The organism is Kiloniellales bacterium (assembly GCA_030064845.1).
In the GTDB taxonomy this organism is placed as follows: Bacteria; Pseudomonadota; Alphaproteobacteria; order Kiloniellales; family JAKSDN01; genus JASJEC01.
In genome coordinates, this window is record JASJEC010000066.1 from 1 (window position 1) to 18,301 (window position 18,301).

At 66.8% G+C, this 18,301-nt stretch carries 19 protein-coding genes and 1 tRNA gene; 9 read left to right on the forward strand and 11 right to left on the reverse strand.

Features of this window, described 5'->3' with window-relative positions:
• Positions 1–224: 224 nt before the first annotated feature.
• The 8 genes from QNJ67_18330 to QNJ67_18365 all read right to left on the reverse strand — a co-directional run bounded on the left by QNJ67_18330 (position 225) and on the right by QNJ67_18365 (position 6,054).
• Complete coding sequence (locus QNJ67_18330; GenBank protein MDJ0610938.1) at positions 225–1,349, reverse strand: hypothetical protein; 1,125 nt, start codon at positions 1,347–1,349, stop codon at positions 225–227.
• Positions 1,350–1,712: 363 nt separating this feature from the next.
• Positions 1,713–2,831: an alcohol dehydrogenase family protein gene (locus QNJ67_18335; protein MDJ0610939.1), complete on the reverse strand. Its 1,119-nt coding sequence runs from the start codon at positions 2,829–2,831 to the stop codon at positions 1,713–1,715.
• Positions 2,832–2,864: 33 nt separating this feature from the next.
• Positions 2,865–3,128 (reverse strand): hypothetical protein, encoded by a 264-nt coding sequence (locus QNJ67_18340; protein ID MDJ0610940.1) that lies wholly within the window; start codon positions 3,126–3,128, stop codon positions 2,865–2,867.
• A gap of 65 nt (positions 3,129–3,193) precedes the next feature.
• Positions 3,194–3,589, reverse strand: a complete 396-nt coding sequence (locus QNJ67_18345) for a DUF971 domain-containing protein (protein MDJ0610941.1) — start codon at positions 3,587–3,589, stop codon at positions 3,194–3,196.
• 7 nt (positions 3,590–3,596) lie between these two features.
• A complete protein-coding gene (locus tag QNJ67_18350) occupies positions 3,597–3,785 on the reverse strand; it encodes a Trm112 family protein (protein MDJ0610942.1) in 189 nt (62 codons plus the stop codon).
• A 36-nt stretch (positions 3,786–3,821) separates the two neighbouring features.
• A complete protein-coding gene (locus tag QNJ67_18355) occupies positions 3,822–4,478 on the reverse strand; it encodes an LON peptidase substrate-binding domain-containing protein (protein MDJ0610943.1) in 657 nt (218 codons plus the stop codon).
• On the reverse strand, positions 4,475–5,398 hold the full coding sequence (gene trxA / locus QNJ67_18360) for a thioredoxin (protein MDJ0610944.1): 924 nt from the start codon (positions 5,396–5,398) through the stop codon (positions 4,475–4,477). The genes QNJ67_18355 and trxA overlap by 4 nt, the downstream gene beginning before the upstream one ends.
• A gap of 116 nt (positions 5,399–5,514) precedes the next feature.
• On the reverse strand, positions 5,515–6,054 hold the full coding sequence (locus QNJ67_18365) for a prolyl-tRNA synthetase associated domain-containing protein (GenBank protein MDJ0610945.1): 540 nt from the start codon (positions 6,052–6,054) through the stop codon (positions 5,515–5,517).
• Between the two features lie 114 nt (positions 6,055–6,168).
• Here QNJ67_18365 and QNJ67_18370 point away from each other — a divergent pair.
• The 3 genes from QNJ67_18370 to gltS all read left to right on the forward strand — a co-directional run bounded on the left by QNJ67_18370 (position 6,169) and on the right by gltS (position 8,161).
• Positions 6,169–6,243, forward strand: a tRNA-Gly gene (locus tag QNJ67_18370).
• Between the two features lie 203 nt (positions 6,244–6,446).
• Positions 6,447–6,881, forward strand: a complete 435-nt coding sequence (locus QNJ67_18375) for a hypothetical protein (protein ID MDJ0610946.1) — start codon at positions 6,447–6,449, stop codon at positions 6,879–6,881.
• 50 nt (positions 6,882–6,931) lie between these two features.
• Positions 6,932–8,161 (forward strand): sodium/glutamate symporter, encoded by a 1,230-nt coding sequence (gltS, locus tag QNJ67_18380; GenBank protein MDJ0610947.1) that lies wholly within the window; start codon positions 6,932–6,934, stop codon positions 8,159–8,161.
• A gap of 234 nt (positions 8,162–8,395) precedes the next feature.
• On the opposite strand, the gene QNJ67_18385 is transcribed toward gltS, so the two are convergent.
• On the reverse strand, positions 8,396–9,880 hold the full coding sequence (locus QNJ67_18385) for an alpha/beta fold hydrolase (protein MDJ0610948.1): 1,485 nt from the start codon (positions 9,878–9,880) through the stop codon (positions 8,396–8,398).
• A 327-nt stretch (positions 9,881–10,207) separates the two neighbouring features.
• Between QNJ67_18385 and QNJ67_18390 the strand changes: the two genes are divergently transcribed.
• Genes QNJ67_18390 through QNJ67_18400 form a run of 3 tightly spaced genes read left to right on the forward strand, consistent with a single transcriptional unit; the run spans position 10,208 to position 11,583 of the window.
• Entirely contained in the window at positions 10,208–10,498 is a 291-nt protein-coding gene (locus tag QNJ67_18390) for a hypothetical protein (GenBank protein MDJ0610949.1), read from the forward strand.
• Between the two features lies 1 nt (position 10,499).
• The gene (locus tag QNJ67_18395) at positions 10,500–10,886 is read left to right on the forward strand and encodes a DUF2237 domain-containing protein (GenBank protein ID MDJ0610950.1); all 387 of its coding nucleotides are present in this window, start codon (positions 10,500–10,502) and stop codon (positions 10,884–10,886) included.
• Positions 10,887–10,890: 4 nt separating this feature from the next.
• Positions 10,891–11,583 carry a tetratricopeptide repeat protein gene (locus tag QNJ67_18400; protein ID MDJ0610951.1) on the forward strand — a complete coding sequence of 231 codons (693 nt, stop codon included), beginning with the start codon at positions 10,891–10,893 and terminating at the stop codon, positions 11,581–11,583.
• 127 nt (positions 11,584–11,710) lie between these two features.
• Here the strand turns inward: QNJ67_18400 and QNJ67_18405 are convergent, their stop codons facing one another.
• Both QNJ67_18405 and QNJ67_18410 read right to left on the reverse strand, forming a co-directional pair.
• Positions 11,711–13,444, reverse strand: coding sequence for a SulP family inorganic anion transporter (locus QNJ67_18405; protein ID MDJ0610952.1), 1,734 nt, complete (start codon positions 13,442–13,444; stop codon positions 11,711–11,713).
• Positions 13,445–13,544: 100 nt separating this feature from the next.
• A complete protein-coding gene (locus tag QNJ67_18410) occupies positions 13,545–14,297 on the reverse strand; it encodes a ParB-like protein (GenBank protein MDJ0610953.1) in 753 nt (250 codons plus the stop codon).
• Between the two features lie 399 nt (positions 14,298–14,696).
• On the opposite strand from QNJ67_18410, the gene QNJ67_18415 reads away from it, so the two are divergent.
• The 3 genes from QNJ67_18415 to QNJ67_18425 are packed head-to-tail and all read left to right on the forward strand — an operon-like array spanning position 14,697 to position 18,256.
• Entirely contained in the window at positions 14,697–16,859 is a 2,163-nt protein-coding gene (locus QNJ67_18415; GenBank protein MDJ0610954.1) for an FUSC family protein, read from the forward strand.
• Positions 16,860–16,901: 42 nt separating this feature from the next.
• Positions 16,902–17,114 carry a DUF1656 domain-containing protein gene (locus tag QNJ67_18420; GenBank protein MDJ0610955.1) on the forward strand — a complete coding sequence of 71 codons (213 nt, stop codon included), beginning with the start codon at positions 16,902–16,904 and terminating at the stop codon, positions 17,112–17,114.
• A gap of 5 nt (positions 17,115–17,119) precedes the next feature.
• A complete protein-coding gene (locus QNJ67_18425) occupies positions 17,120–18,256 on the forward strand; it encodes an HlyD family secretion protein (GenBank protein ID MDJ0610956.1) in 1,137 nt (378 codons plus the stop codon).
• Positions 18,257–18,301 lie beyond the last annotated feature (45 nt).

The following is an 18,301-nucleotide window of genomic DNA, read 5'->3' on the forward strand; positions in this document are numbered from 1 at the left end:
CCCCGTCCCGAAGGGATCCGGCGAAATCGGCCTCCTGCCGCGTTGCTTGTCGTCGAATATGCTCGGCATGTCCTTCCTCCTCGCGCCTAACAGCAGGCCGATTTCACTCGGACCAGGAGCGCGCCCTGAATGTCCACAGGCCCTAGAGTGAGGCGGCCGGCCGCCTGCTGTCTACCGCCGATGCGACCCGGGTGGTCGCTTGCGCGCTCGTCTCGGGGGCTCGGTCAATTGCCGAATACGAGCTTGAGCAGATAGGGGAAGACGACGGGAAAGATCGGGATCACGATCGTGCCCGCGAAGGCGCGGAGCGAGCGAAAGTCGAAAGGCCAGACCGGTATCGCCTTGTTCAGCCGGGCGATCTCGGCATCGAGCGCCGCGAAGGTCTGGACCGCCGTGCGGCCCCGGTCGTCCAGGGTCGTCTCGGCGAGGTCGCCCATGAGCGTCTCGAGCCTCCGGCGGAGCGGCTCCAGAAACCTGTCCCTGGCCGCGCTCATCTGCCGGTGGGCGGCGCCCAGGGGAAAGAAGAACAGCAGCGGCGCAATGATCAGATAGCTGCCCAGCATCACCGGGTTGCCGATGTCTATCGAGAGCGGATTGCCCTGGATGACGATCTTGTCGATCACCTTGAGGGACAGGTAGATGCCGAGCAGGAACAGCGTGAAGTTTAGCAGCATCGCCACGTCGCCGATCTTGCGCAGGCCGCAGCAGCGGTCCGGGTGGAGCGGCTGGATGCGGACCGGGAAGTCTCTCTTGTTGAAGAACTCGTGCAGCCCCCAGGCCAGGACCGCGCCGCGCCAGACCAGGTTGAGGACCCAGTAGATCAGGACGAACTGGATCACGCCCGCGTAGAGCCCGAGGGGCGTGAGGCCCCACCCGCTCGCCGTCATGGAGGCGAAGATCTCGCCGCTGGTCATCCAGCCCTTGCACGGCTGGTTCTCCAGGATCTGCTTGAAGTAGTAGACATTCAGAACGAGCGAGATCAGCGCCGTCGTCGCCGTGACCCCATAGTTGTTGAAACGCCGGTCCAGCCAACCATGGAAGTCCTTCAGCCCGGATCCGCTCTCCCGGTCATCCGTCTGCTCGGCCAGAAACGCGAAGAGCTTCGGAATCTCCCGGTAGTACTTGAGGGTGAGCGCCACCACGAGGGGAAAGAGGAAGACGATCGAGATCGACCAGCTGATGTTCTCGAAGAACGAAACGAAGTCCCTCGGCGCCGGCAGGTCCGGGCAGATCGCCTTGGCCGGGCTCTCGCTCTCGTAGGCCCACCAGGAGAGGGAGAGAGAGACCGTGAGGAGAAAAGCGATGCCCAGTCCCACCGGCGACAGGCCCGTCGCCGCGATGAGGCGCATCAGGGGCTCCTTGCGGAACACCGTCAGCGGGGGAAACCGGGGCTCAGGCATCGCTGTTCAGGGGCCGTGGGGCCTTTCCATGGCCGCCGGATTGGCGGCGGGCGGCCCGATCCGGCGCGCACACCGAATCGACCTAGCGAGCCTAGAGCATGATCACTTCAAAGGGAATCATCGAGGAACGGTCGCTCTAGCAGGAAGATGAGAAAGCCTGGTGCCCTTGATCACGGTCATCCTTCGACACGCTCAGGATGAGGGTAAGTCCTTGAAACATTTCGCCCTCACCCTGAGTTTGTCGAAGGGTGATGGTTCCGACTGAGCACTTTGTCTGCAGCCTGCTAGAGCAGATCCGCTCTAGGCGCGCCCTCAGGCCCCGGCTTGCGGCGGGACCAGGACGAAGTTCCCGAAGTGCTCTTTCTTCATGAAGTCCCGCTGGGCCTCGGCGATCTTCTCCAAGGGATAGGTCTTGGCGAGCAGGGGCCGGATCTCGCCCCGCTCGATGTAGGAGACGAGGTCGGGAAACACCGGTTCGTCCCAGGCGGTGCAGCCGATCAGGGAGATGTCCTTGAGGTACATGTCCCGCATGTCGAGGCTCACCATGGGGCCGGCGATGGCGCCGGACGAGGTGTAGCGCCCGCCGCGCTTCAGGACCTTCAGCATCTGGGGAAAGGCCGGGCCGGCCACGTTGTCGACCACGACGTCGACGCTCTCCGCGCCGAGCAGGGCGACCAGGTCGCTGCCGCGTTCGACCACCCGGTCGGCGCCGATCGACGCGACCTGGTCCCGCTTCGCCGCGCCGGCGATCGCCGTGACGCGGGCGCCGCGCCGCTTGGCAAGCTGCACCGCGGCGGAGCCGACGCCGCCCGAGGCCCCGGCGACGAGGACGTGCTCGCCCGACTCGACAGCTGTCCGGTGCAGCATGTTCTCCGCCGTCCCATAGGCGCAGGGGATCGTGGCAAGCTCCGCGTCGCTCCAGTCGCAGTCGACCGGGAAGACCTCGGCGGCCGGCACCTTGACGTACTCGGCGAAGGCGCCGTCGAAGTCCGAGGCCATCCAGACGTTCTCGAAGCTGTCGTAGCCCTCGGGCCGCATGCAGGCGCGCACCAGCACGCGCCTCCCAAGGATCTCCTCGCCGACGCCCGGCCCTACCTCGGCCACGCGGCCGCAGCAGTCCGTGCCCTGGATGAAGGGAAAGGGGGTGGCCTCGTTCCAGCCCCCATCGGCCTTCTGCTCGGCGGCCCCCTCCTGCACGCCGGCGGTTGCCTCCGTGCCGCCGGTGACCGAGGAGGAGTACCAGCCCAACCGCGTATTGATCTCGGTGTTGTTGACGCCGGCCGCCAGGACCCGGAGCAGGACCTCGCCGGGGCCCGGCACGGGAACCGGCACCGCGCGGTAGACCAGCTTGTCGTAGCCGCCGTTCCCGGTCGTCACCACCGCCATCATGGTCCGCTCGCAGCCGGCGGTATCGAAGCGGTCTCTGGTCATGCTGTCCTGCCCTGAGAATTCGGAGGGTTGCGTCTACTCCGCGACCGGTTCCACCTGCGCTCCGCGGTCGCCCATGAACTTGACCCGGAAGCTGCCGTTCTCGCAGCGGACGATCCAGGCCTTCATGTCGGGCTCCGTGTGGTCCGGGTCGGGCCGGACGTCCGTCGGGTTTCGGCATTCCTGGCCGTGCTGGCGCACCGCCGCGGCCACGATGTCGACCGGTGCCTCTTGGCCCAGGGCGGGCACGGCGCCGGCCAGGGCGGCCAAGGGCAGTAGGGCCGCGTAGCGATAGGTCATGGTTCTCATCCCCCAGCTGGCTTCCCCCGTAGGAAGCTTAGCACAGGGAGGGTCGGCGATCTGGTTCAGGGATCCCGGCTGAGCCCCTGCGCTTCCAGGGCGGCGAGGTAGTCGGCCCAGATGTGCTCCTGCTCCTCGCCCAGCTTGTAGAGGTAGGACCAGGAGAAGATGCCGGTGTCGTGCAGGTCGTCGAACTTGATCTTGACCGCGTAGTTGCCGACCGGCTCGATCTCCATGATGCCGACGTGGCGGCGGCCGGAAACGGTCTGCTTCTGCCCTGCTCCGTGGCCCTGGACCTCGGCCGAGGGGCTCTCCACGCGCAGCAGCTCGGCCGGGTAGGAGAAGCTCCGGCCGTTGTCGAAGGCGATCACCAGCCGCTTCTCCGCCGAGACGTAGCGCAGCTCGGTCGGCCAGTGCTCGGTGCCGCCCTCGGGGGCGGCGAAGCGCTCCTCTGTGGTCATAGCCGGGTCAATCGTCCAGCTGGCGGGCTTCGTCCGCCAGCATGATCGGGATGCCGTCGCGGATCGGGTAGGCCAGCTTGGCCTGGCGGCTGATCAGCTCCTGGTTCTCGGCGTCGTACTCGAGCGGCGCCTTGGTTATCGGGCAGACCAGGATCTCGAGCAGCTTGGGGTCGACTCCGGACTTTGTAGGGGCCATGAGGTACGCTCCTTGTCGCGCCGCCGGCCGCGGCCTTCAGTGCCGCGCGGCGTCGCTCTCCGCTTCATGGATCGACATCTGCAGGATCTTGGTCATGGTCTCGGCCCGGTCCTGCAGGGTCGCGGCCTCCAGGATGGCCTGCTTCTCGGGCGGGTCGAAGGGGCAGACCATGGCCAGCGAGGTGACCAGGCGCTCGTCGGGCGTGTCCTTGATTGCGTCCCAGTCGCCCTCGATGCCGTTGGCTTCGAAATAGGCCGAGAGCGCGGTCAGCATGCGCCCCCGGTCGACCTCGCCTTGATCTTCGTTCATGTCGTGGGAGAAGTCGGCGTAGTCAGGCGAAACCCGGCGGTAGCCGTTCAGCAGCGCCAGCTCGTCGGCCACCTTGAAGCGGATCAGGCCGCTCAAGGTGATCAGGTAGTGGTGGTCCTCGGTCTCGCTGAACGCGGTGATGCGCCCGGCGCAGCCGGTCTCGTAGATCTTGGCGCTGCCCTGCTCCTCGTCCTGCTCGGCCGGCTGGATCATGCCGATCAGGCGATCGCCGGCAAGGGCGTCGTTGACCATGTTGAGGTAGCGCGGCTCGAAGATCCTGAGCGGCAGCCGCCCGCCCGGCAGCAGCAGGACGCCTTGCAGCGGAAAGACCGGCAGGGTCCCGGGCAGCTGGTCGAAGCCGGGATCGAAGGGCGAGCGGGTCATGCGAACAGCAGCGAAGAGAGCCGGCGCCGCGCCGAGAGGGTCACCGGGTCGCTCGGTCCCCAGGCCTCGAAGAACTTGAGCAGCTGCATGCGTGCCGCCTCCTCGTTCCAGGCCCGGTCGCGCCGGATCAGCTCGAGCAGCTCGTCGGCGGCCGGCTCGTTCTGGCCCGCGGCGTAGAGCGCCATGGCCAGGTCGAAGCGCGCCTGGTGGTCGTTCTCGTTGCCGGCCAGGCGCCGGCGCAGGTCGGCCACGTCGCCCGCCTCCGCGCTGGCCTCGGCCAGCTCGAGGGAGGCCGCCGCGGAGGCCACCTCCGGCGCGCGCCTCAGCTCGTCGGTCAGGCCGTCGAGGATCTCCCGGGCGCCGGCCGCGTCGCCGGCCAGGACGTGGCCGCGCACCAGGCCGGCCAGGGCGCGGGCGTTGTCCGGCTCGTGCTGCAGGACCTGGCCGAGCAGCGCCGTGGCCGCGCCGGCCTGGCCGGCCTCGAGGGCCGCCTCGGCCTCCTCCAGCGCCTGCTCGATCGGGTCCGGGCCGCCCGCGCCGCCGGCCGACTGGGTCAGGCGCTCGACGAAGCTCTTGACCTGGCTCTCCGGCAGGGCGCCCTGGAAGCCGTCGACCGGCCGGCCCTGGAAGAAGGCGTAGACCGTGGGCACCGACTGGATGCGCAGCTGGGCGGCCAGGTCCTGGTTCTCGTCGATGTTGACCTTGACCATGCGCACCGCCCCCCGCGCGCCCTTGACCGCCTTTTCCAGCAGCGGTCCGAGCTGCTTGCAGGGGCCGCACCAGGGCGCCCAGAAGTCGACGATCACCGGGGCCGCCATCGAGGCCTCGATCACGTCCTGGGCGAAACTCGCCGTGTCGCTGTCCTTGATCAGGTCAGCCGGTGCCCCGCCCTGGGGCGCCGCGCCGATAATGGTTTCCATGGGGGTCGGCTCCTCCGTGCGGCGGGCGCCGGGCGAACCGGCCCGCCATTTCTCGGCCAATACATGGCTGCTCCCGGCTCCGGAGGCAAGCCCGCGCAGCGCTCAGCCGCCGGTGCCTAGCTTCCGTCGAAGTCGATGAAGCCCGGCGGGTGGTTCTCGGCCTCCAGGAAGCGCAGCAGCGCCTCGGGCGAGAGCGCCGTGGTCATGGTGTTGACCAGCGGATGGCAGTTGACCGTGCCGTGCCCCATCAGGCCCCGGTCCAGCACCACCTGCACGGCGCCCTCCCGGTCGTTGAGGATGCCGAAGGGGGTGACCGCGCCGGGCACCACGCCCAGGTAGCGCATCAGGCGCTCGGCGCTGCCGAAGGAAAAGCGCCCGGCGCCTAGCGTCTCGCCCAGGCGCTTCAGGTCGACGTCCCGGTCCTCCAGGGCGACCACCAGCCACATGGCGCCCTTCTTGTTGCGCAGAAAGAGATTCTTGATGTGCGCCCCGGGCAGCTCGCCGCGCAGCGCCTTGGCCTCCTCGACGGTGAAGACCGGCGGGTGCTCGACCGTGGCGGCCTCGATCCCGAGCGCGCCGAGCCGTTCGAACAGCGCCTCGGGCGTCGCCGGCGGGCCACCGGAGGCCAGTTCCTGGGGGATTGCTTCGTTCGACATGGCGGCGGACCTTACTGGCCGGGCCGGCCGGCGGCAAGAAGCGCGGTGCGCGGCGGATTCGGCGCTTGCAATCCGGCCACAAAGGCTTTATTTCCCCCAGTCTTCGAGAGCGGCGCGGGCGTAGCTCAGGGGTAGAGCGCAACCTTGCCAAGGTTGAAGTCGTGAGTTCGAATCTCATCGCCCGCTCCATTCACCCAACATTATCCACCTTACCTGGAATGCGCTTAGTAGAGGCGCATTGAATGGCCTTCGCCGGCCCCCGTCGTGTCTCCAAACGCGGGCGCCGTTCGCCTCTCCGGTTGCTTCGGCAATCGTCTTGAGACTCCGCGCCCACAACTGGTATGAGTGCCGGGAGAATTCCCGCGAGACGGAGAAGAGGGGGGAGACGGTCGATGAGGCGATGGTTGGCTGTTGCACTTGCCCTCATGGTCGGCCTGCCCGTATTCGGCTCCGCGGCCGGTGAGTTGGCCGTCGACTCCGGATGGGTGGACGTTAAGCCCTCGAACCTCAACGGCGAGCGGGAGTTCGAACGCTTCTTATACTCAAACGTCAGCGTAGAAGAATCAGAGGCTCTTCAAACCGATGCCTTGAACATCGTGACCCTGTCTTTCGACGTGAAGAACAAGACCGAGGACGACCTCTATTTCGACCTCGACGCCCTCGCCCTCGACGACAAGGGAGAGGTGCTGTTCGTCATGAGCTTCAGTCCGAGCATCTTCGGAATCGGCGGCGGCAAGACGGCGATCCTGAGCGAGACGCGCTACGTACACCCGGGAACGCTCGATCGCGTCGCGGTCTATCGTTTCCGTTTTATTGGCTACAAGTAGGTCGGAGCGCGGGCCTGCCCATGCCTCCCGCCGCGTGAGAGGAGCGCCGCATGAACCTGGAAATCATCGACGGTGTCTTGCAGGTCGACGGGTTCCTGACCGTCACGCTGGGCATCATCGTGCTCTTCGTCGGCAAGCGCGTGAACGAAGCGATCGGCTTCCTCCGGGAGTTCAGCATTCCGGAGCCGGTGACGGGGGGACTCCTCTTCTCCATCCTGTTCGGGCTCGTCTACGCGGCGAGCGGCACGCCGGTCGTCTTCGACTTGGAGGCCCGGGACGTCCTGCTGGTCTATTTCTTCGTCACGATCGGGATCAACGCGAGCCTGAAGGACCTGCTGGCGGGCGGCAAGCCGCTGGCGATCCTGTTGGCCATCACGATCGGCTACATGCTCGTCCAGAACGTGACCGGCATCTCGGTCGCTGCGCTGTTCGGCGCTCCCGCGGCGGGCGGCATGCTGGCCGGCTCGGTCTCGCTCATCGGCGGCCACGGGACCGCCATCGCCTGGGCGCCGCGCATCTCGGCGGAGTATGGCATCGCCAACGCCATGGAAATCGGAATTGCTTGCGCCACCTTCGGCCTGATCCTGGCGAGCCTGATGGGCGGGCCGATCGCGAAGTTCCTCATCGTCCGTCACAAGCTCGAGCCTAATACGCAGGAAGCGCACGACGTGGTTGTTTCCGAGGAACAGGAAAAGAAGGGCATCGGCGCCCTGGATTTCCTCGACGCCATCCTCGCCATCCACGTGTGCGGGATCGTCGGGATTCTCTTGAACGAAGGGCTGGCGAAGCTCGGCCTCCAGCTGCCGCTCTTCGTAACCTGCCTCTTCGCCGGCATCCTCATCACGAATTTGGTCCCCAGGAACTTCCCCAGGATCAGCGGGCGGGAATGGCCCTCGCGCACGCCGGCCATGGCGCTGATCGCGGAAATGTCCCTCGGCACCTTCCTGGCGATGTCGCTGATGAGCATGCAGCTCTGGACCCTGATCGACCTGGCCGGCCCCCTGCTCACCGTCCTTACCGTCCAGTTTCTGGTGGCGGTCGCCATCAACATCTTCGTGGTCTTCCCGGCCATGGGCAGGAACTACGACGCCGCCGTCGTCTGCTCCGGGTTCGGCGGGATCTCACTGGGCTCGACGCCGACGGCGATGGCCAACATGTCCGCCGTGACCAAGCGCTACGGCGCCTCGCACCTGGCCTTCATCATCGTGCCCCTGGTATGCGCCTTCTTCATCGATCTGGCGAACGCGCTCATGATCCCCTTCTTCCTCGCCAACTTCTGAAGAAGCGGAACGCCGGTCTTGTCCTAGCAGGGTGTTGAAAAAGTGCCTAGCCGGCACCGCCACCCTTCGACGAGCTCAGGGTGAGGGCGATATGTTTCAGGCACTTACCCTCATCCTGAGCTTGTCGAAGGATGACCGTGATCAAAGGCTCAGGGGTTCTTCAGCACCCTGCTAGAGCGGATACACATGTTTTGCCGGTTCGCCTCCGGCGATTCCGTCACACCGGGATCTGCACTACGCGGCGATCATGGGAAAGCTGACGCCGAGCGCCCAGGCGAGGATCAGGCCGAGCGCGAGGCCGGGGACCATCGGCTTTCCGGTGCGCCGTCCGACCCAGCTGCCCATCAGCCCGTAGACCAGGAAGAAGAGCAGGATCACCGGAAAGACCATGGCGAGGAAGTAGAGGCTCTCGGGATCGAGCGCCACGGCGAAGCCGAGCGAGGCGAGGAAGGCGACCTTGCTGAAAAGGCGCCGCCAGACCAGCGCCCGGCCGCCCTCGGTCAGCAGGCTGTCCGCCAGCATGAAGGGAACGGCGCCGAAGGCCAGGGCGAGGATGATCGGCAGCCGCCCGGCGTGGGGCATGAAGCTCGCCGCGTAGCGGTCGAGCGCGCCGCCGAAGACCGCGACGCCGAAGGCCAGGAGCGCGAGCGCCGGCACCATCGCGAAGCCGCCCAGACGGATTCCCCGGCGCCACAGGATCGCGAGGGCGATCGCGCCGTAGAGCAATAGGTGCAGCGCCAGGTAGTCGGCGACCAGCACCGGCAGCAGGCGGATCTCGGCGAAGGAAAGCAGCAGCGGCGCGACCAGCGCGGGGATCAGGGTCGCGGTGAAAAAAACGTTCCGCGGCGGCCGGTCCGGCGCTGCGCCTTCACCCGCCGGCAGGAGCGCCGCCAGCGGCCAGGCGAGCAGGACGATTCCGCCTAGCAGGACCAGGATCCAGAGGCCGGTGCCGGCGACCGGCGCGGCGCTGTTCCGCCCCAAGCCCTCGTCGATCCAGGCGCGCGCCTCTTCCAGGGAGACGCGGCTGTAGAGCACGCCGACGTGCTCGACCCGCGGCGCGACCACGGCGCGGCGCAGGAGCCCGCTGTCCGGATCGACCGCCGTCTCGCCCTCTCCGGCCTCGGGATCGACGAGACGGAGCGCGGCGAGACCGCCGGCGCGCAGGTGGCGCTCCCATTCGCCGCTGACGACCAGCAGGCGGTCCGGCCGGTCCGCGGCGACCGCCTCGGAATACATCGAGACGGCGACGATGGCGGCCACGCGCTCGTCCATCACGGCGCGCCGGACCACGATGTCGGACGCCATGGAGTGGCCGACCAAGGCAACCGGTCCGGCGACCCCCTCCATGGCCAGGACGGCGTCGATCACCCCGCCCAGCTCGTCGAGCAGCAAGGCGGTCGTCCCGTCGATTCGCGTGACGTCGCCTGACATGGGCCGCGGGTTGCGCCCGTGGCCCTGGAAATCGAAGCTGACCGCGAGATAGCCGGCGCGGGCCAGCGACAGGGCGAAGGCCTCCATGAACTGCCGCGAGCCGGCGAAGCCGTGGGCGATGACGACTGCGGGGCCGGTGGCGCCCGGCTGACGGTAGACCGTGACCGGCGTTTCCCCGACCGAGAGTTCGGTTATGGAAAGACCCGCGCGGGACGCCTCGAGACGCCAGACGGCCAGCGCGATCATTAGGACCGCAAAGGCGCCGGTCAGGATGCGGATTGGCGTCATCGCTCCTGATCCCACGCCGGTGACCCGTCAGCCTTTCCGTCGCCACTCGAGCGAAAGCCAGAGGGCCACGAGCGCGAAGACGACGAAGAAGAAGGCGACGCCGCCGGCCAGGATCGGCAGATACTCCGCAAACATGGCGCTCCTCCTCGCTGATCCCGAACATCGCGCCGGTCTCACCGTCGCGACGAACCGGACCATATAGGTTGCCTACGGACCCCGCCGGGCGGGGGATCAATTCCCCGGGCCTGACCCGCCGTGGCCGGTCGGCAATGATCCAGCTTCCCCAGCGACAGCGTAACAGACCCGTCACTGCGCGGGAGATTCTTCATGGACAGCCGGAACACCATCGCGGAATTGGTCCAATCAACGGTCATCGGCGCCCTCGCCTTTCCCACTGCCGTGGCCCTGCTCGCCGGCTTCTGCGTTGCGGGTTTGGGCTGGTCGCTCGACTTCTGGCAGATCTTGTTCTACGGCGCCGCGACCGTGCTCCAGGGCGCCGTTCTTGGCTTCACCATCGGCCTCGCCGGATTCGGCGACGGGGACAGCGAGAGCGGCGCGGCCCGTGAAGCAGTGCCGCCGGCCAGCGGCTGGCTGGCCTGGCATTCGGCGGGCCGGTGACATGACGGCTCTGGACCGCAACGTCTTCGGCTTTCCCCTGGAGTCCTGCTCAAGCGACCCGCTGACCGGCTTCTTCCGCGACGGGTGTTGCCGCACGGGGCCTAAGGACCGCGGGCGGCACGTTGTCTGCGCGCGGGTTACCCGAGACTTCCTGCAGTTCTCCCTGCGGCGCGGCAATGATCTCGTGACGCCCCGCCCCGCTTTCGGGTTTCCCGGACTGAAGCCGGGCGACTTCTGGTGCCTCTGCGTTGAGCGCTGGAAGGAAGCGCTGGATCAAGGGGTCGCACCGCCGGTCAGGCTGGCGGCGACCCACGAAGCTGCGCTCGCCTACGTGAGCCTTGACGAGCTGGAGCGTCACGCCCTCGACCGCCAGGCGCTGCGCGCCTAGCATCATGCGGCTCAAGATCCCCGAGCTCGGCGGAATCGAGATATCCGAGGAGGCCGAGGCCCTCTGCCGGATTGCCATGACGCACTATGCGGGGCTCGGGGTCGAGCAGGACCCGGTCCGCGCCGCGGCGCTCTTCGCCAAGGCGGCGGATGCCGGCCATCCGGTCGCCGCCAACCAGCTCGGCGCCATGCTGGAGCAGGGCGACGGCGTCCGTCCGAACCCCGCTCGGGCTGCGGCCTTCTATCGCCAGGCCGCTGAAGCCGGCTTGGCGCTTGCTCAGCTGAACCTCGGGGTGCTCCACCATCACGGCCGCGGCGTCGCCCTGGACCTCGGGGCGGCCCGGGGCTGGTACGAGAAGGCGTCGGCGCAGAACGAGCCGACCGCTCTGGTCAACCTCGGCGTGCTCCTGGCGCGCGGCGAGGGTGGCCCCAAGGACCGGGACAGAGCCCACGCGCTGTGGGAGAGAGCCAGCGACCTGGGCGAGCCCTTGGCCGCCTTTAATCTCGGCATGGCCCACGCCGGCGGACACGAAGTCGCCGTCGACTTCGGCCGGGCGTGCTACTGGTTCGAGAGGGCGCGGGCCCTGGGGCACCCGAGCGCGCAGGCGGCGCTCGACGAGATCAGGCCGTTGATGAGCGAGGCCGAGACCGCCTTCGCCCGCGAGGCGCTCCTCTCGGCGCGGCGGAACCTCTCGTAAGGGGCCTCAGAGCAGCGTCCGTCGCAGGAAATCCGTCCGCTATGGTCCTTCGAAGGTCGCGCGGATGCCTGGCCACCGGTCCCTAATCGACCCGGTGCCACGCGTTACGACTTACCCCACTCCAAAATCAAGAGCGCTTCTCCGTCGTCTGATCACGCAAGGCGGTCACGCCCTCGGTTATGCGGTCGTAAAAGCGCTCGGCCCCGACCGCGGCTTCCACGCCGGACCGCTGCATCACGTCACGCACCGGGTCACGGACCCGCGCGAAGGCGAGCGCTATTTTCTGCTCGGCGAGCTCGGACTGCAGCTTTATCAGGGCGTCGCAAGCGGTCGTGTCGATCACGCTCACGGTCTCGGCGTCGACGAGAACCGCTTTGACCGGCACCTCGGCGGTGCCGACCGCGTTCTTGAGCGTATCGGCGAAATGGTTGGCGTTGGCAAAGAAGAGGATGCTGTCGAAACGGAACAGGAGCAGGCCGGGCAAAACCTCGGCCTCCGGATGCCGCTTAACGTCCCGGTAGGCTTCCTGGCCCGGAATCCGCCCCAAGACCGCCGTGCTCGGATAGCTCGCCCGGTAGATCAGCGCGACGATCGAGAGGACCACGCCGATCCCTATGCCTTGGAGGACGCCGAAGACCAGTACGCCGGCGAAGGCGCTCATGGCGAGTGCGAACTCCTGCGCGCTGATGCCGCGCAGCCGCTTCAGATAGCCGAAGTCCATCAGACCCAGCATGGCGTGGATCACGATGGCGCCGAGCGTCGCATGCGGCAAGTTCTCGAACAGCGGCATCAGGAACATCAAGGTCAGGAACACGAAGCCCGCGTTGATCAGCGACGACAGCTGGGTCTTGCCGCCGGCGCCCATGGCCACCGAGGTCTTGGAAAGACTGCCGACAACGATGAAGCCGCCGCTCAGACCAGCACCGAGGTTGGCCGGCCCGTGGCTGACCAGTTCCTGATTGGGATCGATTTCGCCGCCCGACTTCTCCTGCGCCGCCTTGGCGGCCCCGAGGGATTCCGCGTATCCCAGCAGCACAATGGCGAGCGCGCCCGGGACGATCGCCGCCAAATCGGCAAGCTTGACGTCGGGAATGCCGAAGGGCGGCAGGCCGGCCTTGACGCTGCCAACGATCTCGACGCCCTTGTCGCCAAGCCCGAAGACGCTGACCGCAACGATAGCGATGACCACGGTGGTGAGCGCCCCGGGCACGCGCGGCAGGAAGCGCGCAATGGCGAAAAGTAGGGCGAGGCTTACGAGCCCGATGACAGTGGTCGTCGGGTTGGCCCCGGGCAGCTTCTGGAATACGTCCCAAGTCTTCTCGAAGAAGTTGCCGCCGCCGCCCTCGATCCCGAAGAGCTTGGGCACCTGGCCGATGATGGTGATCCAGACCAGGCCCTGGATGAAGCCCTTCATCACGGGAGTCGAGATGAAGTTGGCGACCCAGCCCATCCGCAGCAGCCCGAAAAGCAGGAAGAAGACGCCCACCATCACAGCCAGCGCCGCGGTCAGGGCCTCGAAGGGAGCCGAGCCGTGCTTCGCCACGACCGCGCCGATGGTGACCCCGGAGATCAGGGCGGTCGCAGAATCGGGCCCGATGATCATGGTCCGCGAGGTGCCGAAAATCGCATAGGCGATCAGCGGGATCGGCACGGTGTAGAGCCCGATGATGGGATGCACGCCGGCGATCCCCGCATAGGCCATGGCTTCTGGCACCAGGACCGCCCAGACCGTGAGTCCCGCAACGATATCCGGCCGCAGCCAGGAAAGCTGATACTTGGGCAGCCACTCGAGGATCGGCACGTAGCGGGTCAGCAGTGACTTGTGCCCCTGACCGCCGCCGTGTGATTGCTTCGCCGCCATCGCTCGATCCCCCCGCTGCGCCTCGGTTCCTCACTTGCCCAGATCCGCCGTCCCCCGGAATTCCGGCCCGGTCTGGCGCAAGCGTCGTCCTATTGCCCGGTCAGAACTGCGGGCCCCTGAACCCAGGAAGGCCTCGCGCCTCGGGGCTCGCCGCCAGGAACATCGCTTCGTCGATGACCTCCTTGCCGTCGTCGCTGAGCTCGAGCTTGCCATGCTTGTCGACCGCGAAGGCGAAGTCGTCGAAGGTGTGCTTGCCCGCGAGGATGTCGTGGTCCAGCAGGATCCGGGTCCGGAAGAAGTTGGCCCACTTGAACTCCGAGAAGGGCGCGTCGTTCTTCACGTAGCCGTGATGCTCGCGGACGATCCACGCCAGGCTCCGGTAGGGATCGAACCCGAGATCCTTGATGTGGGCGGGCAGCGCTTCCGGCTGCTGCGGACCGCCGCCGGACCGATCGAAGAGGTAGACCCAGTTTTGCTTGTGCATGGTCTTCCAGAAGTAGGCTTCCTCCACGCTGCTTATGTTGGCGATTACATTGACAAAGACGCAGAGGTTCTTGCCGAGGGTTTCGTGCATCGCGTCGTAGAGGCCGCGCACCAGGTGGTGGTGGTCGACCAGAAAGAATTTGCCGCGCCGCACCACGATCGGAATCGGTCGCACCCGGACGTAGTCGTGCAGCTTGCCCGGATCCGCCTCGTACTTCTTGCGCATGCGCCCGGCGCGCACGACGACCTCCGCCTTGCCGACCGCGAACTGCGTGGGCGAGAGGTCTTTGACGTGAAGCTTGTAGTACTCGCCGGCTTTCGCATCCGCTGGACACCAGGCGAGATCAGCGTCGCTCAGTTGCTGGGACACGATCGATCCCCTCCCGAAAACAGACGACGAAAACGGACGGACGCAGACCACGCCCATGCCCCCTCGACCATCTTACCCTTCTTGCCCTCTTTGCCCAGAGGCGACGATCGTGCGACCTCGGGCCGGTCACAGCCCTTCAGCACTGTCAGTGTCGCCCCGGTCGGACTCGCCAAAGGCGGCGGTTGCGGCCTTCGCCGGTGAGGCGCTCCTTTCGGCGCGGCGGAACCTCTCGCAAGGTCGGCGGTTTCGAGCAGGGTGGGCGGCGCGGCGACCCGTCGGAATCACCCTCGGGACAACGGGAGGGTTCACGGGGACTGTTCGATCGCAAAGGACCCCTGATAGACTGCCACCCCCAGCAGGCATTTGCCTGTCGACGTAACGGTTTAGAGGGCTAGGCACGTGCTGTCCCGCCGCGCCAAGGAAGCGATCAAGACGGGGCTCGCCATGACGATCGCCTTCGGCATCGCCTTGGCGATGGACTGGGAGAAGCCCTATTGGTCGGGCTTCGCCGTTGCGATGATCAGCCTGGCGACGGTCGGCCAGTCGCTCAACAAGGGCGCCATGCGGATGCTGGGCACCCTCGTGGCCGCGGTGGTCGCCCTCGGCTTCCTGGCGCTTTTCCCGCAGCAGCGCTGGCTCATGATGGGCGCGCTCTCAGCCTATCTCGGGCTCTGCACCTACATGATCGCCGGTAACTCGCGCGTCTACTTCTGGTTTGTCAGCGCCTTCGTCTGCGTGGTCATCATCGTCAGCAGCGGACCCACCTCTCAGAGCGCTTTTCAGATCGCCATCGAGCGCACCCAGGAGACGGGCCTGGGGATCCTGGTGTACTCGCTGATCGCGGCCTTCCTCTGGCCGCAAAGCAGCCGAGCAGATCTGGAGGCCGCGGGGCGCGAGCTGATCGCCGTCCAGCATCGGCTGTTCCGGGCCTATTACGATCTTGTGCGCGGCCGGGGCAGCGCCGAAACGACCCACGCCGAGCGCATGCAGGAGGTCCGGCTGGCCGGACAGCTGGCCCAGGCGCTGGCTGCCGCCGAGACGGACAGCTACTCGGTCTGGGAGGTACGCCACCACTGGCGCCGATTCCGCGACGACACCACCGCGCTTGGCGAGGCCCTGGAGCACTGGCGGGAGAGCTTCCGCGAGGTCCGGGAGCTCGACGTGGCGAAGCTCCTGCCCACCGCCAGTGCGTTCTGCGACGAGCTGGACAAGCGTTTTTCGGCGATCGCCGCGATCCAGGCGGGCGAGCAGCCCGGCCATGAGCCCCGGGACGTTCCCCTGGAGGTCGATCCAGACGCGCTGTCGGGGCTTTCGCATTTCCAGCTGGCGGCCTTGACGGAAACCAGGACCCAGCTCGCGCGTCTCGAGGCCTTCACCCGGGGACTGTTCGAGACGATCAGGGCCATCGAGAGCTCCGATGTCGTAACCAGAGCGCCGCGGCCTGCGCGGGAAGCCGGCGGCCTGGTAATCGATCCGGACCGCGTCACGGCCGTGCTCCGGGTCGTCGCGACCCAGTGGGTCGCGTTCCTAATCTGGGTCTACGTCGATCCGCCCGGCCACTCGGCTTTCGTGGAGCAGGTGATCATCTACGCACTCGTTTTCGTCATGCTCCGACAGGTGTCCCCGACGATGATGTTACTGCCATTTATGCTTGGAACAGCCTTTACGGGATTCCTCTATGTCTTGGTCATGCCGCAGCTTTCGGGCTACACGGAGCTCGGCCTGATGATCTTCAGCGTGACAGCCGGCATCTACTATCTCTTCTCGGAGCCGCGCCAGGCCTTGGCCAAGATTGGGGCGATCGTTCCCTTCGTCGTGCTTATCTCGGTTCACAACCAACAGACCTACAGCTTCGCGTCCTACGCCAACTCTGCGGCCATGATCATGCTGTCGATTGTTCTGAATATCATCATGGCCTATGTCCCCTTCTCGCCGCGGCCCGAGAAGGTGTTCCTGCGCCTGTTCGGCCGGTTCTTTCGCCAGGTCGATTTCCTTCTGGCGCAAATCGCCATCGACTGGGAAAAGACGGCGGGAGCGTCGGGCCGTCTCAAGGCCACGCTATACAAGAACGATCTCATTGAGCTGTCGCGCAAGCTGGCGGCCCATGCCAAGCAGATCGACAGCCGCAGTTTTCCCGACAATCCGCCGGAGAAGGTGCAGGCGCTGGTCGACAGTATCGGCGCCGTCGCTTTTCGCGTGAAGGAACTTCTCGACGCGCGCAAGGCGCCGCAGGCCGAGTTCGCGGTCCGGGAACTGCTGGACGACCTCAGGGCCTGGCGCCTCGCGATCAAGGAGCAGATCCACCTCTGGGTCGAGGATCCCGAAGCCGCGGCCCGTCAGGCCACCGACTTGCAGGCGCGCCTGAACCAGCGCCTGGAGAAACTGGAAGCGCGGATCGAGAAGACCTTTCAAAAGGCCGGTGAAGGGGACCTCACAGCCGAGGACCACGAGCATCTCTACCGGCTGCTCGGCAGCTTCCGCGGCCTATCCGAGGCGGGGCTGAACTTCGTCGGGATCGCCAGGGGCATCAATTGGGGCCAATGGCGCGAGGCACGGTTCTAGTGTTATGAGAGTGGTTGCGACGGGGTGCGAGGGAGGCAGTTTGTGGGCTTGATACCGAGCGAGGTGGAAATCCTCGGCGTCTACTTTCCGCCGCTGCTGCTCGCCAGCATCCTCGGGTCCTTCGCCGCCGCCGCCACGGCCTACGGCCTGAACCGCTATCGTTTGTCCCGCTTCTTCTACTATCCTCCCCTGGTCTTCCTGGCCTTGGCGGTGATCTACTCGGGACTGATCGGGACCCTTCTCATTCCGGCGTGAGCGCGATGAAAACAGCCTACAAAATGCTGATAAGCGGCGCGGTGGTCCTGCTCGCCTTAGCTGTCGTCGGCTACAAGTACTGGGACTATGTCGTCAATCCCTGGACCCGCAACGGTCAGGTGCGGGCCCAGGTCATCCAGATCACGCCGCGCGTCTCCGGACCGATCGACAAGCTGCCGATCGACGACAACCAGTTCGTCAAGACCGACGACCTGCTGTTCGAGATCGATCCGCGCACCTTCGAGGCCGATCTGGCGCTGGCGAGGGCCAAGCTCGACAAGACGCGGGACGACCTAGTGGCCCTGGCCAAGAGCGTCGAGGCGGCCGAGGCGACGGTCGACCAGTACGACGCGCTGATCAAGGCGTCCTCGGCGACGATCCGGCAGACCGAGGCCGAGGTCGAACGCACCGAGCTCGATGTCGAGCGCGCGCGCATCCTGCTGCAGAAGGGCAACGTTACGAAACGCCGCTACGACGAAGCGCTGGCGGACTTTAAGTCCGCCGTCGGCGCGCGGGACAACGCTATAGAGGTGGTCAACCAGTCGCGCGCCCAGAAGCTCCAGGCCGAGGCCGATCTGGCCCAGGCGAAGGCCGACCTCGGGGCGCCGGGCGAGGAGAACGCCCGGCTCAGGGCCGCCAAGGCGGAGGTCCGGACCGCCGAACTGAACCTCGAGTTCACCCAGGTGCGCTCGCCGGTCGACGGCTACGTCACCAACCTGGAGCTGCGGCTCGGCGACCAGGCGGTTATGAACCAGCCCGCCCTGGCGCTGGTCGACGTCAACAGCTACTGGATCCACGGCTTCTTCAAGGAGAGCGCGATCGCGAATATCGTCGAGGGCGACCGCGCGGTCGTCACGCTGATGAGCTATCCCGACAAGCCGATCGAGGGCCGCGTGCACAGCCTCGGCTGGGGCATCGCCCAGGACGACGGCAGCCCCGGGTACGAGCTGCTGCCGAGCATCAGCCCGACCTTCGAGTGGATCCGCTTGGCCCAGCGGGTTCCGGTGCGCATCGTCGTAAACTCCCTGCCCGAAGGGGTCGCGCTGCGGGTCGGGACCACGGCCTCGGTCCTGGTGATGACCGGGACGGCCGGAACCGAGAGCGGGGAACCGGTTCCGCCGGCGCCCAAGCTGCTGCAGTGACGAGAGGCGCTGGACGTCGGCAACAAATCAACGGGAGCGACCGAC

Excerpts from the sequence above, each read along its gene's own strand:
- gltS (MDJ0610947.1), top strand. The coding sequence starts at position 6,932 with ATGAACCTGGAAATCATCGACGGTGTCTTGCAGGTCGACGGGTTCCTG.
- QNJ67_18405 (MDJ0610952.1), bottom strand. The coding sequence starts at position 13,444 with ATGGCGGCGAAGCAATCACACGGCGGCGGTCAGGGGCACAAGTCACTG.
- QNJ67_18330 (MDJ0610938.1), bottom strand. The coding sequence starts at position 1,349 with ATGCGCCTCATCGCGGCGACGGGCCTGTCGCCGGTGGGACTGGGCATC.
- QNJ67_18335 (MDJ0610939.1), bottom strand. The coding sequence starts at position 2,831 with ATGACCAGAGACCGCTTCGATACCGCCGGCTGCGAGCGGACCATGATG.
- QNJ67_18345 (MDJ0610941.1), bottom strand. The coding sequence starts at position 3,589 with ATGACCACAGAGGAGCGCTTCGCCGCCCCCGAGGGCGGCACCGAGCAC.
- QNJ67_18365 (MDJ0610945.1), bottom strand. The coding sequence starts at position 6,054 with ATGTCGAACGAAGCAATCCCCCAGGAACTGGCCTCCGGTGGCCCGCCG.
- QNJ67_18340 (MDJ0610940.1), bottom strand. The coding sequence starts at position 3,128 with ATGACCTATCGCTACGCGGCCCTACTGCCCTTGGCCGCCCTGGCCGGC.
- QNJ67_18390 (MDJ0610949.1), top strand. The coding sequence starts at position 10,208 with ATGGACAGCCGGAACACCATCGCGGAATTGGTCCAATCAACGGTCATC.
- trxA (MDJ0610944.1), bottom strand. The coding sequence starts at position 5,398 with ATGGAAACCATTATCGGCGCGGCGCCCCAGGGCGGGGCACCGGCTGAC.
- QNJ67_18375 (MDJ0610946.1), top strand. The coding sequence starts at position 6,447 with ATGAGGCGATGGTTGGCTGTTGCACTTGCCCTCATGGTCGGCCTGCCC.
- QNJ67_18400 (MDJ0610951.1), top strand. The coding sequence starts at position 10,891 with ATGCGGCTCAAGATCCCCGAGCTCGGCGGAATCGAGATATCCGAGGAG.
- QNJ67_18425 (MDJ0610956.1), top strand. The coding sequence starts at position 17,120 with ATGAAAACAGCCTACAAAATGCTGATAAGCGGCGCGGTGGTCCTGCTC.
- QNJ67_18395 (MDJ0610950.1), top strand. The coding sequence starts at position 10,500 with ATGACGGCTCTGGACCGCAACGTCTTCGGCTTTCCCCTGGAGTCCTGC.
- QNJ67_18350 (MDJ0610942.1), bottom strand. The coding sequence starts at position 3,785 with ATGGCCCCTACAAAGTCCGGAGTCGACCCCAAGCTGCTCGAGATCCTG.
- QNJ67_18385 (MDJ0610948.1), bottom strand. The coding sequence starts at position 9,880 with ATGACGCCAATCCGCATCCTGACCGGCGCCTTTGCGGTCCTAATGATC.
- QNJ67_18355 (MDJ0610943.1), bottom strand. The coding sequence starts at position 4,478 with ATGACCCGCTCGCCCTTCGATCCCGGCTTCGACCAGCTGCCCGGGACC.